The following is a 15,500-nucleotide window of genomic DNA, read 5'->3' as shown; positions in this document are numbered from 1 at the left end:
CCGAAACCCGTACTTTTGCCGCATAATCAGCACATGACCGACGACCGCATCATCGGCGCCGGCGCCACCCGCGAGGATGACGCCGCCGACGCCAGCATCCGCCCCAAGCGGCTAGCCGACTACCTCGGCCAGGTGCCGGTGCGCGAGCAGATGGAAATCTACATCCAGGCGGCCAAGGGTCGTGGCGACGCGCTGGACCACGTGCTGATCTTCGGGCCGCCCGGCCTGGGCAAGACTACCCTCAGCCACGTCATCGCCAACGAGCTGGGCGTGGCCCTGCGGGTCACCTCCGGCCCGGTGATCGAGAAGGCCGGTGACCTGGCCGCGCTGCTGACCAACCTGCAGCCGCACGATGTGCTGTTCATCGACGAGATCCATCGCCTGTCGCCGGTGGTGGAAGAAGTGCTGTACCCGGCCATGGAAGATTTCCAGATCGACATCATGATCGGCGAGGGCCCTGCGGCCCGTTCGATCAAGATCGACCTGCCGCCGTTCACTCTGATTGGCGCCACCACCCGCGCCGGCCTGCTGACCGCGCCGCTGCGCGACCGCTTCGGCATCGTCCAGCGCCTGGAGTTCTACAGCGTCGAAGAACTGACCCGGATCGTGCGCCGCTCGGCCAGCATCCTCGGCATCGATTGCACCGCCGATGGCGCTGGCGAGATCGCGCGCCGCGCGCGTGGCACGCCGCGTATCGCCAATCGCCTGCTGCGCCGCGTGCGCGACTATGCCCAGGTCAAGGCCGGCGGCCACATCGACGAGGCTGTCGCGCAGGCCGCGATGCAGATGCTGAAGGTCGATCCGGAGGGCTTCGACGAGCTCGATCGGCGGCTGCTGAAGACCATGGTCGATTACTTCGATGGTGGCCCGGTGGGCATCGAATCGCTGGCGGCGGCGCTGTCCGAGGAACGTGGCACGCTGGAAGACGTGGTCGAGCCGTACCTGATCCAGCAGGGCTTCCTGGTGCGCACCGCGCGCGGCCGCATGGCCACCCACAAGGCTTACCGGCACATGGGCCTGAAGCCGAAGAACCCGCCGCAGGACCTGTTCGCGGAGGTTCCCGATGTCGGTTGAGCCGCGATTCAGTTGGCCGACACGCATTTACTGGGAAGATACGGACGCTGGCGGGGTGGTCTACCACGCCCGCTACGTGGCCTTCATGGAACGGGCCCGGACCGAATGGATGCGTGCGCTGGGCTACGGCCAGGAGCGCATGCGCGCCGAGCACGGCATGGTCTTCGCAGTGCGCTCGATGCAGATGGATTTCATCAGGCCGGCACGGCTGGATGACACCCTGCAGGTGAGCGCCACGCTGGTCCAGCTGAAGAAGGCCAGCATGGTCTTCGACCAGCAGATCCTGCGCGACGGCGAGCTGCTGCTGTCGGCGCAGGTCCGCATCGCCGCACTGGAAGCGGCCAGTTTCCGCCCGCGCGGCATGGACGAATCCGTCCTTGCAGTGCTGCAACCCCACCTCCACCCCGAATCCGAACACTGAGGAACAACGGATGATCGCAACGCTCCTGGCCCTGCAGGCCACGGTCACCGAGGCACTGCCGGCCGACGTCAGCAACGCCGCGACACAGACCCTTGCCCAGGCCACCACCGGCGGCGGCATCAACTACCTCGAACTGATGGCCAAGGCCAGCCTGCCGGTGAAGATCATCGTGCTGCTGCTGCTGGTAGGCTCGTTCGTCAGCTGGGTGATCATTTTCCGCAAGGCCCGCGTGTTCAAGCAGGCCACCCGCGAAGCCGACGAGTTCGAGAACCGCTTCTGGTCCGGCGCCGACCTGGGCAAGCTGTACAGCTCGGCCACCGATCGCAGCCGCAACGTCGGCGGCCTGGAGGCGATCTTCGAAGCCGGTTTCCGCGAGTACACCCGCCTGCGCGACAAACGCCGGCTGGACGGCCGTGCGCAGCTGGAAGGCGCGCAGCGTGCCATGCGCACCACCTACACCCGCGAAGTGGACCAGCTCGAGCGCAACCTGGAACTGCTGGCCAACATCGGCTCGACCGCCCCGTACGTGGGCCTGGTCGGTACCGTGTTCGGCATCATGGTGACCATGCACGACATGATCAGCAGTGGCGCGCAGGCCGGCATCGCCGCCGTTGCGCCGGGCATCTCCGAAGCGCTCTTTGCCACCGCCATCGGCCTGTTCGTGGCGATTCCGGCGGTGTGGGCCTACAACCGCTTCACCACCCGCGTGGAGCGCATGTCGGTGCGGTTCGAGACCTTCGCCGAAGAGTTCAGCTCCATCCTGCAGCGCCAGAGCGCTGGCGACGAGTAAGCGCCTGACCCGGGAGTCCAAGCCATGTCCGCTGCCATCGGTCGCCGCAAGCGCCGCAAGCTGAAATCGGAAATCAACGTCGTTCCCTACATCGACGTCATGCTGGTGCTGCTGATCATCTTCATGGTCACCGCGCCGCTGCTCACCCTGAGCTTCGACGTCGACCTGCCGCAGTCCAACGCCAAGGCGCTGGAAAGCAAGCAGGACCCGGTGATCGTCTCGGTACGCCAGGACGGCCAGCTCAGCCTGAAGCTGCCCGACGCCAAGGAACCGGCCGCGGTGTCGGCCGAGGAACTGGAAGGCCGCCTGGCCGGCATCGCCGCCCAGGACAAGGGCGTGCGCGTGATCGTCGCCGCCGACCGTGCCGTGGCCTATGAAAAGGTCATCGCCGCGATGGATGTGATCAAGCGCGCCAAGGTAGACAAGGTAGGCCTGGCCACCGATGCACGCTGACGCCCTGCCACCTCCGCATCAGCGCGAACCCGGCTGGGGCCTGCCCCTGGCGCTGGCGGTGCTGGTGCATCTGCTGGTCGCGCTGATCTTCATCGGCGCCTGGCTGTGGTCGCCCGAGCGCAACACCGATGCCGCTGCCGGCGACCCGTCGGTCGAGGCCAGCCTGGCGCTGTCCGCGTCCGAAGCGTCCGCCGCGCGCCAGGCGCTGCGCCAGTCGGAGAAGCTGGAAGACCTGCCGCCGCCGGTCGCCGAACCGATCCCGGTGCCGGAAGACACCGTGCCGCCCCCGCAGCCGATTCCCGAGCCGCGCCCGCAGGACGCGCCGACACCGCAGCAGCAACAGGCGCAGGAGCGTGTCGCGCAGCCGGATACCAAGGACCAGGAAGCAGCCAACGCGCTGGCCATCTCGCAGGAGAAGGCCAAGCAGGAGCAGGAAGCCAAGCGCCGCCAGGAGCAGATCGACCTGACCGAACGCAAGCGCCAGGAAGAAGCGGAGCAGAAGCTGCGCCTGGCCAAGCAGCAGGAAGAAGACGCCAAGAAGAAGCTGGCCGACCAGGCGCGTCAGGCTGCGGACAAGGCCGAGGCCGAGAAGCAGAAGAAGATCGCCGAGATCCGTGCCAAGCGTGAGCAGGCCGAGAAGGAAGCCAAGCTGGCCGAGCAGAAACTGCGCCAGGTGGCTGCCGCGCGCAATGCCGCCGGTACGGCCGCTGCCGGTGCCAGTGGTGCGTCCCAGCCGGCGGCCGGTGGCGGTGGCAACAGCGATGACCTGACCGCCAAGTACGCTGCGGCCATCCAGGCCAAGGTGCGCGACACCTGGACGCGTCCGGACAGCGTGCCCCTGGGGCAGAAGTGCCAGGTGACGATCACCCAGATTCCGGGTGGCCAGGTGCTGCAGGCCAAGGTTGGCGCCAACTGCCCCTATGACGAGGCCGGCAAGCGCTCGATCGAGGCCGCCGTGCTCAATGCCCAGCCGCTGCCGTACCGGGGCTTCGAGTCGGTGTTCAACCGCACGCTCAACCTGACCTTCACTGCGCAGGATTGATCGAGCGGGGCAGGGCGGCCGTCCGGTCGCCGCTGGCCCCGGCCACCATCAAGGTGGCCGCGACGTTAACGGTGCGTGAGAGGACGGGCTGGAACTGACCCGGAATTCACGTACCCTTGGTTCATGATTGCGAAGCGGTTCACTTCCGCTTTGCTATCCCTCGTTCCGGTTTCCCCCTATTGAGCGCTCCATGAAAAAGATGCCTCGCTGGCTTGCCGTGTTTGCGGCCCTGTTGCTGCCTTTCGCTGCCGTCGCGCAGCAGAAGGGGCTGGATATCGACATCATCGGCGGCAATGCCTCCGCGCTGCCGATCACCATCGTGCCGATGCCCTACCAGGGTTCGGCGGCTGCGCCGCAGACCGACGTCGCCGGCGTGGTCCGCGCCGACCTCGAGCGCTCCGGCCAGTTCCGCACGCTGCCGGAAGCGCAGATCGTCGAAAAGCCGGTCCGCGGCGGTGACATCCAGTTCGCCACTTGGCGCGCGCTGAAGCAGAACTACATCGTGGTCGGCCGCGTGCTCGACGCCGGTGCCGGCGCCTACCGCGTCGAGTACGAACTGTTCGACGTGCCCAAGGGCGAGCGCCTGCTGGGCCTGGCGATGACCGCGCGCGGCAATGCCATGCGCGACGTCGCGCACCAGATGGCCGATGCCATCTACGAGAAGATCACCGGTGTGCGCGGCGCCTTCTGGACCCGCATCGCTTACGTGACCGCCAGCGGCAAGGGCGACGCCATGCGCTATGCGCTGATGGTGGCCGACTCCGATGGCTACAACCCGCAGACCATCGTGCGTTCGGCCGAGCCGCTGCTGTCGCCGTCGTGGAGCCCGGATGGCGGCAAGCTGGCCTACGTCAGCTTCGAGCGTGGCAACTCGGCGATCTACATCCAGAACATCGCCACCGGCGCACGCGAGCTGGTCACCAGCTTCCGCGGCATCAACAGCGCCCCGGCGTTCTCGCCGGACGGCCGCAAGCTGGCCCTGACCCTGTCGCGTTCGGGTAATCCGGAAATCTACGTGATGGACCTGGGTAGCAAGCAGCTGACCCAGCTGACCAACCACTTCGCCATCGACACCGAGCCGACCTGGGCACCGGACGGCAGCGCGGTGTACTTCACCTCCGACCGCGGCGGCCGTCCGCAGGTCTACAAGGTCGGTGCGGGCGGCGGCAGCGCCGAGCGCGTGACCTTCCAGGGCAACTACAACGCCAAGCCCACCGTGTCCTACGATGGCAAGAAGATCGCCGTCGCCCAGGGTTCGGGCAACAGCTACAAGATCGCGATGATGGACAGCTCGCTGGGTTCGCCCCGCTGGAGCACGCTGTCGCCGGGGTCGCTGGATGAATCTCCGAGCTTTGCGCCCAACGCAAGCATGGTGTTGTACGCCGCCCGCGAAGGTGGCCGTGGTGTGTTGTATGCCGTTTCGGCCGATGCGCGGGTCCGCCAGCGCCTGGTTCTGGCCGATGGTGATGTGCGCGAACCGGCATGGTCCCCATACCGTACCCAGCGCTAAAAGAGTGTTAATATTTTCGCTGTCTTGAACCCCTCATCGGCCTAGGAGCCACAAAGGTATCGCCATGAACAAGTCCACCCGCGTTCTGCTTGTTTCCCTGCTGTCTGTGGCCGTCCTGGCCGGTTGCTCGAAGAAGGTGAAGGAAGAGCCGGTAGCCCCGGTTGACACCGGCACCTCGACCACCACCCCGACCGGCCCGTCGACCTCCGGCCTGTACGGCCCGGGCGACCTGGACACCGACGCTTGCCTGCGCCAGCGCGTTGTCTACTTCGACCTGGACAAGGAAGACGTGAAGCCGGAATTCCAGGCCATCATGGCGTGCCACGCCAAGTACCTGCGTGACCGTCCGTCCTCGCGCATCACCCTGCAGGGCCACACCGACGAGCGCGGTTCGCGCGCGTACAACCAGGCCCTGGGCGAGCGTCGTGGCAACGGCGTCAACTCGGCCCTGCAGGCCAACGGTGGCTCGGCTTCGCAGCTGACCGTCGTGTCCTACGGTGAAGAGCGTCCGGTCTGCACCGAGTCGAACGAGTCCTGCTGGTCGCAGAACCGTCGCGTCGAAATCGTCTACACCGCGCAGTAATCCATGCGCATTGGCATCAAACTGATGCTGGTCGTTGCGGCAGCCCTCGTGGCTGCCGCACCGGCGCATGCACAGCGACAGAGCCTGGCCGACCGTGTCGGCGCGCTCGAGCAGCAGATGTACAACAACAGTGCCAACCAGGACCTGTTGAACCAGATCAATCAGCTGCGGCAGCAGGTCACCAGCCTGCAGGCCTCGATCGAGCAGTTGCAGCACGACAACGCCCAGCTCAAGCAGTCCGCCCAGGACCAGTACCTGGACCTGGACAGCCGCCTGAACCGGTTGGAAGGGGGCAACGCCGCCCCAGCCCTGCCGCCTGTTCCGGCGACTGCGCCGAAGGCCACTCCGGCCCCGGCAACCCCCGCAGCGGCGGCCACTTCCGAGCGGCCGCCTTCGGTCCATGGTGATGCCGGCAGCCTGGCCGCCACCGGCGACGAGCGCACCTCGTACAACGTGGCCTTCGAATCGCTGAAGGCCGGCAAGTACGACGATTCGGCGCAGCTGTTCCTGAGCTTCCTGCAGCTGTACCCGAACGGCGTCTACGCGCCGAACGCGCTGTACTGGCTGGGCGAGAGCTATTACGCCACCCGCAATTTCCCGATGGCCGAGACCCAGTTCCGTGAACTGCTCTCGCGCTATCCGACCCACGACAAGGCCGCTGGCGGCCTGCTCAAGGTCGGCCTCTCGCAGTATGGCGAGGGCAAGGTCGACCAGGCCCAGCAGACGCTGGAGACCGTCGTGGCGCAATACCCCGGCTCGGACGCCGCGCGCACCGCGCAGGACCGCCTGCAGTCGATCCGGCTGGGCAAGCAGATCCGCTGATCCGGCGTACAATACGTTCCCTGTAGAGCCGAGCCCCCGCTCGGCTGTTTGCGTTTCCGGCTGCCGTAACGCCGGCCGGGCTGCGTTCTCCCGGCTGGGCCATGCCGCCCGGTCGCTGCTGTAGAGCCGGGCCATGCTCGGCTGCTTTCGTTACCGGCCACGGTAGCCCCCCGCCACGTGCCCCACCAAGACGTACCCGCCATGACCGCCGTTATCCCGTCCAATGCCGTCGCCACCCCCAGCGACATCGTGCAGTCGCCGCTGCCACGCCTGAAGATCACCGAGATCTTCACCTCGCTGCAGGGCGAAGCCGATACCGCCGGCTGGCCGACCGTGTTCGTGCGCCTGACCGGCTGCCCACTGCGTTGCCAGTATTGCGACACCGCCTATGCCTTCCACGGCGGCACCTGGTGGGACATCGACGACATCGTGGCCGAGGTGCTGGCCCAGGGCGTGCGCCATGTCTGCGTGACCGGTGGCGAGCCGCTGGCGCAGAAGCGCTGCCTGGTGCTGCTGCAGAAGCTGTGCGATGCCGGCATGGACGTCTCGCTGGAAACCTCCGGCGCGCTGGACGTCAGTGCAGTGGATCCGCGCGTATCGCGCGTGGTCGACATCAAGACCCCGGGTTCGGCCGAAGTGGCGCGCAACCGCTGGGATAACCTGCCGCTGCTGACCGCGCGCGACCAGATCAAGTTCGTCATCTGCAGCCGCGAGGATTACGACTGGGCCAAGGCCCTGCTGGCCGAGCACGAGCTGGTCAAGCGTTGCACCGTGTTCTTCTCGCCCAGCAAGGGCGAGATCACCGCGCGCCAGCTGGCCGACTGGATCGTAGAAGACCGGCTGCCGGTGCGCTTCCAGATGCAGTTGCATAAAATCCTGTGGAACGACGAGCCGGGCCGATGAGCCCGGGCAGCGTTCCCTGATGTAGCTCCGGCGCGGGACAGCGTGCTGGCTTTCCCCTCCCAACCGGATGTTTTACCCATGAAGAAGGCAGTCGTGCTTCTCTCCGGCGGCATGGATTCAGCCGCCGTCATCGCCATGGCCCAGGAACAGGGCTTCGCCGTGCATGCCCTGAGCGTGCGCTATGGCCAGCGCCATACCTCCGAACTGGATGCCGCCGCGCGCGTGGCCAAGGCCCAGGGCGTGGTCGCGCACAAGACCGTGGACGTGGACCTGCGCAGCATCGGCGGCTCGGCGCTGACCGACGACATCGACGTGCCCGAGGCCGGCGGTACCGGCATCCCGGTCACCTACGTGCCGGCGCGCAACACCATCATGCTGTCGCTGGCCCTGGGCTGGGCCGAAGTGCTCGGCGCCAACGATATCTTCTGCGGCGTCAACGCCGTGGACTACTCCGGCTACCCGGACTGCCGCCCCGAGTTCGTGGCCGCGTTCCAGGCACTGGCCAACCTGGCCACCAAGTCGGGCGTGGAAGGTGCGGGCATCCAGGTGCACGCGCCGCTGCAGTTCCTCAGCAAGGGCCAGATCGTCAGCGAAGGCGTGCGCCTGGGCGTGGACTTCGGCCTGACCGTTTCCTGCTACAACGCCGACGCCAACGGCGCCGCCTGCGGCCACTGTGACGCCTGCCGCCTGCGCGCGCAGGGCTTCGCCGAAGCCGGCGTGGCCGACCCGACGCTGTACGCCTGAGATGATGGGGGCGATGCCCCCAATGGTGGGTGCCAACCTTGGTTGGCACGCTCCCTCGGTGGGTGCGAACCGTTGGTTCGCACTCCCTGACCCGCCGGGCACAGCCCAGCGTTACCGCTGCCGCAACCACCCCGACGCTTCAATAAACGCCCGCACCGCCCCCGCATCGGCGTAGTCCAACTCGATCATCCGCGCGATCGCCGCCTTCTCATCCGCCTGCTGCTGCATGTACTCCTGCGCGATGCGATACCCGGCGTAATAGCCCACATCACTCACCCCGAACGGGTTGCGGGCGCTGTTGTACAGCCAGTTATCCAGGGTATCGCCGTCCATCTCGGCGATGAAGCGCGTGCGGATCCCGGTCTCGCATCGCGCTGATGCGCCCGGCACGAACCGCACAACCGACGGGGCAGAGCCAGGCGATGTTGTCGGCGGCGAGCTGGGATGCGGTGGACGCTGTGTGGATCCAGCACGGGCAGGCCGGACGGAGCGTGCCGGCCCCTGGCCGGCGACCGCGGCACCCCCAGGCTTCGCGCGGCCCCTCAAAGTAGGGTAGAATGCCCACCCCGCCGAAAGGCTGGGGCAATGCAATGGGCCGTTAGCTCAGTCGGTAGAGCAGAAGACTTTTAATCTTTTGGTCGAAGGTTCGAATCCTTCACGGCCCACCATCGCACTCAATGATCTGCGTCATTCCCAAGGCACCGGCTTCCGGTGCTTTTTGCATTGGGTGCCTGCATGGCACCTGCAATATCAGCAGGCGTTGGCCCTTCCAATCACGTGCGCGTGGTTACCCTGATGGTGGCGCCGGACGAACCCCCTTGCCCGCGGTGAGGGAGGCAGCGTGGTTCGTCGGTGTGGCTGGACTCGATCGCCGTCATCATCTCGACAAGCCGTGTGGTCGGTTGCCGGGAGTGGCTCAACGGCAGGCCCTGACAGCACAAGTCCAGAGCATGGGCCAACCCGTCCGGTCTTCGCAGCCAATGCCATCGACGATGCCGGCGCGCTTCCGATGGTCTGTCCCTGTAGCAGCGGAATCTGTGGCTGTTCGGCATCATGGAGGCCGAACCGGGTCAGCGCTCCAACGCCCCTCATCCAGTTGGACTTCTTCGGCCGTCGACCCGCACCGGTCCCGACACCACCTTGGTGTAGGTGAAGTCCAGACGCTCGTTCGGAGTGGACGCGAACGCCGCGCCATGGAGGAACGCCACACTGAAGCTGTTCCTCACCGCAGGGCGGGCAGCAGGCACATAGGGCACCACCGTGCCGTCGCGGGCCCACGCGCAGGTGGCTGATCGGGATCGCGGCAAATTAACTGCAGGCCATTCTGCTACTTCTCCAGGTAGCTTGCGACCAGCCTGGTAGTTGTGCCGTTTCTGAACTCGATTCCAGCCGGCTCTACCGTGTACCGCGCACCAGACAGCTCACTCTGGAACGATGCCAGTCTTTCGGCCCCCGTCTCGGATCGACTGACAAACATGTAGGGAAGCGTCGAGCCGGGAGCGCGGCAATCGGCAGGCTTGTTTGTCGTCTTGAGCTGAATGCCGTCCTGCCCAGCGGTGCTCACCAGTTGGCCACAGATCACAGCCTGCGATGGCCCAAGAACCAGCAATGCTTCACGGCCAACGCGGGCCATGAACGTGTCTGTTGACTCTCCTTTGTTTGCAGTAGCGGTCCAAAGGTTCATTGTCATGCCGTGCCTGCTGGCGTACTCGACGCCCCCATTCAGATGGATCCACCGGTAGGCCTCCGCTGGGGGAACGGGAGGTCCGTGCTTCTGCGCAGGGGACTGAGCGAGCACAGGTAATGCCAGCATGAAAAGCGCAACAGAGGCTGCGAGGGTGCGCCTACTGTGGCTTGGCATTCTTGACCCTCGCCGCCTCGCGTTCCGCCGCCGCGTCGGCAGCTTCCTGTGCGGCCGTTGCTGCCGCATTCGCAGAACGTGCCGCCTCCGCTCTTGCCGCCTCGAGGTAGGTGAGCCGCTGCAGACTGGTTCTGCGTTCCAGTTCCATCGCTGCGGCGAAGCTCTCCGGATGCTTTGCAGCACAGGCCTCCTGCACCAGTTGCACGGCACGATCGGACAGCCCGGGCTGGATGTTGCCGAGCAGGCAGTCGGCGTACGGTACGGGCGCGGCCGGGCTGGCGGCCAGCGCGGCGATGAGCACTGCATTCAACATGCAAACCTCCTTGTAGGTTTCGAAGGGACTGGCGACCAGTCCACCCCAAGTATGGACCGGTCATGGGTGCAACGGCGGCTACGCCGGGCGGATATCCCGGCACACCAGTTCCGCCAGCCCGCGGCCGGCGAAGAACAACCCATCGATCACCCCTTCATCCAGATGGCGGTCGGGCGTGGCCATCGACCGGCAGCGTTCGGCGGCGTGCAGCATTTCCGCCACGGTCAGCATGCCAACGGCGGCGCGCTCCGCGCGTGCCATCGCCTGTTCCCGCCCGGGCGGCAGATCGGCTTCCGGCCAGGGCAGGCCGTCGGCGCCGTCGCCATCGCGGATGCGCTTGAGGCACCCCCAGAACGTGCTGAGATCCGGCGCGGGGTTGTCGTCGTCATTGACGCTGTCGGGGGGCAGTAGGGCGCTTGGGCGGACGTCGGGTCATCTCGGATTCCTCGGCTCTTGGGCAGTAGCGCCACCGTGCAGGACGGGTAGCGGACGGTGCATGGCTGCAAGCCCGGAGACATCACGCAGTAACCGACGGGTCCGAAAACCCCCACGCACCGCCCGCCATAAAGGCCGACGGATCACCCGCCGGCACGGTCCGGAGACGGTGCCGACGGATGAGCGCAAACAACAGCGTGAATGTCATTACGGGCTTGCAGGCCCGGTGCCACCCGTTGTCGGTGGCGCTGCATAGTGGTTACGCCCGCGCGCGGATTTCAATCTGAAATGTGGGAAAAAATTCCTGCCAACCGCAGCGCGACACTATTGTCACAGAGGGCTCCGATGCAGCGAGCGACAGGGCGCGACGTATCTGTTCTGCTGGCCTGGCGAATCGCGTTGTGGAATGGCGCAAACCACGTCGGATAACGCATTTGCTGTGAACCGGCGCGTGTAAAGCTGGCTGCACTTCCATGCTCCGTAGCAGCGGCGCGAGCGCGTCACGCGGCAAAATTACGGTGCGAACGCGACATATCCGTGCAGGCTCCCTGTAGAGCCGAGCCATGCTCGGCTGCGGTTCGCGTGGGGTGCCGAGCCGAGCGTGGGATCGGCTCCACATTGATTCATCCGTGCAGGGCGTGGATCTACGCATCTGGCAGGGGTGTTGAGCGTGCCGAAGCCGCCAATCCCTGTGGCGGGGCGCTATGCTCGGCCTCTTTCCCAGGATGGGTTTTCCCCATGCGCCTCATCGTGCTGCCGCTGTTGTTGTCCGCCATCTCCGCCACACCCTTGATGGCGGTCGAGCCAGCGCTGTCCGCACAATCAACTGCCGCTACACCACTGGTCATCGGCGAGACCTTCACCGTACAGTCGAAGGCGCTGGGCGAAACCCGTCGCATCAACGTATATCGCCCGCAGCCGTGGGGCCTGGACCCGAAGACGCCGCTGCCGGTGCTCTACATGCCCGATGGTGGTATCGGCGAGGACTTCCTGCATGTGGCCGGGCTGGTGCAGGTATTGAGCGGCAACGGCAGCATGCGTCCGTTCCTGCTGGTCGGCATCGAGAACACCGAGCGCCGCCGCGACATGACCGGCCCCAGCAAGGATCCGCAGGACCAGAAGATCGCGCCGCGCATCGGTGGCTCGGCGGCTTACCGCACGTTCCTGCGCGATGAACTGATGCCGCAGGTGCGCCAGCGCTACCCGACCACCGACGAGCGCGCGCTGATCGGCGAATCGCTGGCCGGCCTGTTCGTGGTCGAGACGCTGCTGCAGGAACCGACGCTGTTCAACAGCTACATCGCGCTGGACCCCAGCCTGTGGTGGAACCGCGGCGCGATGCTGGCCGGTGCAGCCAAGCAGCTGCCGGCAGTGACGCGTGCGCAGCCTCGCTTGTTCCTGGCCAGCAGCGGGCAGCCGGAGCTGGCAGCCTCTGCCGCGCAGCTGGCAACGCTGCTGGAACAGGCCTCGCCGTCGCCGCTGGTGAAGTACCTGCCGCTGCCGGAGGAAACCCACGCCACGATCTATCATCCGGCCGCATTGCAGGCACTGCGCACGCTGTTCCCCACACCACCGCCGGCCTCGCCCTGACCGCACTGGCACCGCGTTGCCCGCCATGCAAGGATGCGGCAGCGGCGCCATCCGGTGCGCCGCCCGCAACGGGAGCGTGTGGATGCAGCGTGTGCGTGGATGGAGTGTGGCGGCCTGCCTGGCCGTGAGTGGCTGTGCGATGTCGGTGGCACCGCCGGCAACGCAGAGTGAAGCGAAGGAAAGTGCGGTCACCGCTGCGCCGGGCGTGGTGTTGCCGGATACCGAAGCGCTGCGCGTGCACGATCCGGTCGGCCGCGATTATCCGGTCTGGGTGGCGTTGCCGGCCGACTACGCCGCGCATCCGGAGAAGCACTACCCGGTGCTGTACGTGACCGACGCGCTGTACAGCTTCCCGCTGGTGCGCAGCGTGCGCAACATGGTCGGGCAGAAGGGCGTCAACATCGAGGATTTCATCCTGGTCGGGCTGCCGCCGCAGGAAGGCCTGACGTCCAAGCAGAGCCGCTCGCGGGACTATACGCCCAGCGATCCGGCGCGTACCGATCCGCGTGACTACAGCGATGACGTCAGCTATGGCGGCGCCGCGCATTACCGCGATTTCCTCGCCGAGCGCGTGCTGCCGATGATCGATGCGCGCTACCGTACCGATCCGGCACGGCGCGCCTATGCGGGCCATTCCTACGGCGGCCTGTTCGGTGCCTACGTGCTGACCACGCGTCCGGACATGTTCCGTACCTACATCCTGTCCAGCCCGTCGCTGTGGTTCGACGATCATCGGGTGCCGCGCCTGCAGGCCGAGGCCAAGGCGCCCTCGCAGCCGACCACGGTGGTGCTGTCGATCGGCAGCTTCGAAACGGTCAAGCCGGAACCGCGCTACTTCACCCGCAACGACATGCTGCGCCACAACGCCGACTTCGCCGAACAGCTGCGCCGCAGCGGGCGTTCGCTGAAGGTGGAGAACATGGTGATCGACGACGAGGACCACTTCACGGTCTACCCGGACATGATCACCCGCGCGCTGCTGAGGGTGTTTCCGGGTACCGGGCCGTACAGCAGCGGTTGATGGCGGGTGCCATCCACGCATGGCGTGATACTGGCGGTTGATGGGCGGTTGCAGCCACGCCGATGAGACGCGGAATCAGTAGATCCACGCCATGCGTGGATGAATGCCTCAGGCCGCCTGTGCATCCGGCCCGGTCAGCACGCCCACGTCGGCGTGCCGGAAGCACAGCCGGATGGCATCGAGCAGTTCGCTCATGTTGTAGGGCTTGGGCAGGAAATGGATGCCGTCGCGCAGCTGCGGCAGCACCTCATGCTGGTCCATGCCCGAGGTGACCAGGATCGGCAGCTGTGGATGCAGGCTGCGTACCCGGTTGGCTGCTTCAATGCCGCTGATCGGGCCCAGGTTGACGTCGGTGAACAGCAGGTCGAAGCGCTCACCGGCGGCCAGCAGGCCAAGCGCCGCTTCGGCCGAGCTGACGCCCACCACGTGGCAGGCCTGGCTTTCCAGCGCCAGCCGGCTCAGTTCGCGGGTTTCCTCCGCGTCCTCGATCAGCAGGACGCGAGGCTCAACGTGGCGCTTGGACAGCAACATGACGCGACAACTCCGGACAGCAACGGTGAAAAGGCGCGCAAGTATGCGCAAGCCGGTAGTGATACCGGCGTGCACGGCAGGCTAAGTGGGCGTTACAGGCGTGTCGGGCGGCGACGACGCCTGTGCCAGGCCAGCGCGGCCACCGCCAGCAGGGCCGTGCCGATGCGCAGGCTGGTGGCCTGCCAGCCCAATGCGATGGCGTCATCGAGGCTGAACACATTCCAGGCCAGGTTCATCGAAACGTGCAGCACCAGGCCGCACCACAGGGTGTCGCCGTCGAGGTGGTCGAGCCAGGCGAAGATGAAGCCACCGAAGGCGATCACCGCACCGATGAACAGCGCGGTGCCACCGCCCTCGAAACCGCCGAAGCCGAGCCAGTGCACCCAGCCGAACAGCAGCGCCTGCGGCAGTGCGAGCAGGGGCCACGGGCCGCGCACGATCTTCACCAGCAGGATGAAACCCAGGCCGCGGAACAGCATCTCTTCGGCCACGGGGAACAGTACCGCGAGCATCGCTGCGTCCAGGACGGTCAGTGCGGTGTTAGGTGTGCCCAGCAGGGCCAGGCCGAGCCAGCAGGGCAGGCTGGCCAGCAGCACGCACAGCGGTCCGCTCCAGCCGTTGCCGTGCAGCCCGAGACTGGCGAACAGGCCCACGCCGCGGGGGCGCAGCAGCGCGGCCAGCAACAGCGCCAGCAGTACGGCCAGTGCATTGTCGAGCAGGCTACCGCCATAGGGGATGGGCAGCGCAGGAATCGGTGCACCGATGGCCGCGGCGATATCGCGCAGGTTCAGGCCAAGGCCAACGCCCAGCAGCACCAGCAACAGGCGCACCGGATTGGGCAGGCGGGACAGCATGGTCATGCGCGCACTCCCTGCGGGACAAGGCCGCAGTGTCGGGCCGGCCGCTTCCGCCGGCACGCGCCGGAAGTCCCTGTGCCATCGGTCATGTGTTGCCGCACAGTCATCGCAGGGCAGGTACAGTCGATGCCAGACCGACAGGAGCAATGCCCATGCTGTGCCCCGTATGCACGACCCAGACCCTGCAGATGGCCGAACGCCATGGCATCGAGATCGACTACTGCCCGGGTTGCCGTGGCGTGTGGCTGGACCGTGGCGAGCTGGACAAGATCATCGAGCGCGCCGGAGCGGCGGTGCCGCCACCTGCACCTGCGCAGCAGCAGCCGGCGTCCACGCCGCCGCCGGTGATGCACCGTGACACCCGCCATCTCGGCCAGCGCTACGAAGACAATCGTGGCCAGCAGCATGGGCACGGCTACAAGAAAAAGAAGAAGGACAGCTTCCTGTCCGAACTGTTCGATTTCTGAGCAGTTCGCTCTTCGTAGAGTCGAGCTTGCTCGACTGCTCCGCTCTTCGTAGAGTCGAGCTTGCTCGACTGGCTGTTCCGACA

18 protein-coding genes, 1 tRNA gene and 1 pseudogene are annotated in these 15,500 nt (G+C 66.5%); 14 read left to right on the top strand and 6 right to left on the bottom strand.

Annotated features, from left to right (window positions below):
- Nucleotides 1-33: 33 nt before the first annotated feature.
- From ruvB to queC, 10 genes are all read left to right on the top strand, one after another.
- Nucleotides 34-1,074: a Holliday junction branch migration DNA helicase RuvB gene (ruvB, locus tag VN11_RS16930; RefSeq protein ID WP_008264609.1), complete on the top strand. Its 1,041-nt coding sequence runs from the start codon at nt 34-36 to the stop codon at nt 1,072-1,074.
- Entirely contained in the window at nt 1,064-1,495 is a 432-nt protein-coding gene (gene ybgC, locus VN11_RS16925; RefSeq protein ID WP_006438800.1) for a tol-pal system-associated acyl-CoA thioesterase, read from the top strand. Before ruvB ends, ybgC begins: the two co-directional genes overlap by 11 nt.
- A 10-nt stretch (nt 1,496-1,505) precedes the next feature.
- Nucleotides 1,506-2,285, top strand: a complete 780-nt coding sequence (gene tolQ / locus VN11_RS16920) for a protein TolQ (protein ID WP_006438802.1) — start codon at nt 1,506-1,508, stop codon at nt 2,283-2,285.
- A gap of 24 nt (nt 2,286-2,309) precedes the next feature.
- The gene (gene tolR, locus VN11_RS16915) at nt 2,310-2,738 is read left to right on the top strand and encodes a protein TolR (protein ID WP_006438804.1); all 429 of its coding nucleotides are present in this window, start codon (nt 2,310-2,312) and stop codon (nt 2,736-2,738) included.
- Nucleotides 2,728-3,780, top strand: coding sequence for a cell envelope integrity protein TolA (gene tolA, locus VN11_RS16910; protein WP_053450576.1), 1,053 nt, complete (start codon nt 2,728-2,730; stop codon nt 3,778-3,780). Before tolR ends, tolA begins: the two co-directional genes overlap by 11 nt.
- A gap of 190 nt (nt 3,781-3,970) precedes the next feature.
- Complete coding sequence (gene tolB / locus VN11_RS16905) at nt 3,971-5,290, top strand: Tol-Pal system beta propeller repeat protein TolB (RefSeq protein ID WP_006438808.1); 1,320 nt, start codon at nt 3,971-3,973, stop codon at nt 5,288-5,290.
- 64 nt (nt 5,291-5,354) lie between these two features.
- Nucleotides 5,355-5,873 carry a peptidoglycan-associated lipoprotein Pal gene (gene pal / locus VN11_RS16900; protein WP_053450575.1) on the top strand — a complete coding sequence of 173 codons (519 nt, stop codon included), beginning with the start codon at nt 5,355-5,357 and terminating at the stop codon, nt 5,871-5,873.
- 3 nt (nt 5,874-5,876) lie between these two features.
- A complete protein-coding gene (gene ybgF, locus VN11_RS16895) occupies nt 5,877-6,695 on the top strand; it encodes a tol-pal system protein YbgF (RefSeq protein WP_053450574.1) in 819 nt (272 codons plus the stop codon).
- 201 nt (nt 6,696-6,896) lie between these two features.
- Nucleotides 6,897-7,598, top strand: a complete 702-nt coding sequence (gene queE, locus VN11_RS16890) for a 7-carboxy-7-deazaguanine synthase QueE (protein ID WP_053450573.1) — start codon at nt 6,897-6,899, stop codon at nt 7,596-7,598.
- A gap of 78 nt (nt 7,599-7,676) precedes the next feature.
- Nucleotides 7,677-8,342: a 7-cyano-7-deazaguanine synthase QueC gene (gene queC / locus VN11_RS16885; RefSeq protein WP_053450572.1), complete on the top strand. Its 666-nt coding sequence runs from the start codon at nt 7,677-7,679 to the stop codon at nt 8,340-8,342.
- A 111-nt stretch (nt 8,343-8,453) separates the two neighbouring features.
- On the opposite strand, the pseudogene VN11_RS16880 reads toward queC, so the two are convergent.
- Nucleotides 8,454-8,708 (bottom strand): annotated as a pseudogene (locus VN11_RS16880) (hypothetical protein); the annotation flags it as partial.
- A gap of 226 nt (nt 8,709-8,934) precedes the next feature.
- On the opposite strand from VN11_RS16880, the gene VN11_RS16875 reads away from it, so the two are divergent.
- A tRNA-Lys gene (locus VN11_RS16875) sits at nt 8,935-9,010 on the top strand.
- Between the two features lie 659 nt (nt 9,011-9,669).
- On the opposite strand, the gene VN11_RS16870 is transcribed toward VN11_RS16875, so the two are convergent.
- The 3 genes from VN11_RS16870 to VN11_RS22785 all read right to left on the bottom strand — a co-directional run bounded on the left by VN11_RS16870 (nt 9,670) and on the right by VN11_RS22785 (nt 10,777).
- Complete coding sequence (locus tag VN11_RS16870) at nt 9,670-10,032, bottom strand: hypothetical protein (RefSeq protein ID WP_148564988.1); 363 nt, start codon at nt 10,030-10,032, stop codon at nt 9,670-9,672.
- A 154-nt stretch (nt 10,033-10,186) separates the two neighbouring features.
- Nucleotides 10,187-10,516, bottom strand: coding sequence for a hypothetical protein (locus VN11_RS16865; protein ID WP_053450569.1), 330 nt, complete (start codon nt 10,514-10,516; stop codon nt 10,187-10,189).
- A gap of 78 nt (nt 10,517-10,594) precedes the next feature.
- Nucleotides 10,595-10,777 carry a hypothetical protein gene (locus VN11_RS22785; RefSeq protein WP_238581825.1) on the bottom strand — a complete coding sequence of 61 codons (183 nt, stop codon included), beginning with the start codon at nt 10,775-10,777 and terminating at the stop codon, nt 10,595-10,597.
- A gap of 912 nt (nt 10,778-11,689) precedes the next feature.
- Here VN11_RS22785 and VN11_RS16855 point away from each other — a divergent pair.
- Together VN11_RS16855 and VN11_RS16850 are read left to right on the top strand one after the other, a co-directional pair.
- Nucleotides 11,690-12,541 carry an alpha/beta hydrolase gene (locus VN11_RS16855; protein ID WP_053450567.1) on the top strand — a complete coding sequence of 284 codons (852 nt, stop codon included), beginning with the start codon at nt 11,690-11,692 and terminating at the stop codon, nt 12,539-12,541.
- Between the two features lie 82 nt (nt 12,542-12,623).
- Nucleotides 12,624-13,562, top strand: a complete 939-nt coding sequence (locus VN11_RS16850) for an alpha/beta hydrolase (RefSeq protein WP_053450566.1) — start codon at nt 12,624-12,626, stop codon at nt 13,560-13,562.
- A gap of 108 nt (nt 13,563-13,670) precedes the next feature.
- On the opposite strand, the gene VN11_RS16845 is transcribed toward VN11_RS16850, so the two are convergent.
- Both VN11_RS16845 and VN11_RS16840 read right to left on the bottom strand, forming a co-directional pair.
- Nucleotides 13,671-14,093 (bottom strand): response regulator, encoded by a 423-nt coding sequence (locus tag VN11_RS16845; RefSeq protein WP_053450565.1) that lies wholly within the window; start codon nt 14,091-14,093, stop codon nt 13,671-13,673.
- Nucleotides 14,094-14,185: 92 nt separating this feature from the next.
- Nucleotides 14,186-14,953, bottom strand: coding sequence for a CPBP family glutamic-type intramembrane protease (locus tag VN11_RS16840; protein ID WP_053450564.1), 768 nt, complete (start codon nt 14,951-14,953; stop codon nt 14,186-14,188).
- Between the two features lie 149 nt (nt 14,954-15,102).
- Here VN11_RS16840 and VN11_RS16835 point away from each other — a divergent pair, with 149 nt between their 5' ends.
- Nucleotides 15,103-15,417: a zf-TFIIB domain-containing protein gene (locus VN11_RS16835; RefSeq protein WP_053450563.1), complete on the top strand. Its 315-nt coding sequence runs from the start codon at nt 15,103-15,105 to the stop codon at nt 15,415-15,417.
- The last annotated feature ends 83 nt before the right edge of the window (nt 15,418-15,500 follow it).

This window comes from Stenotrophomonas maltophilia (genome assembly GCF_001274595.1).
GTDB lineage: Bacteria > Pseudomonadota > Gammaproteobacteria > Xanthomonadales > Xanthomonadaceae > Stenotrophomonas > Stenotrophomonas forensis.
This window is presented reverse-complemented; position numbering and strand designations above follow the sequence as displayed.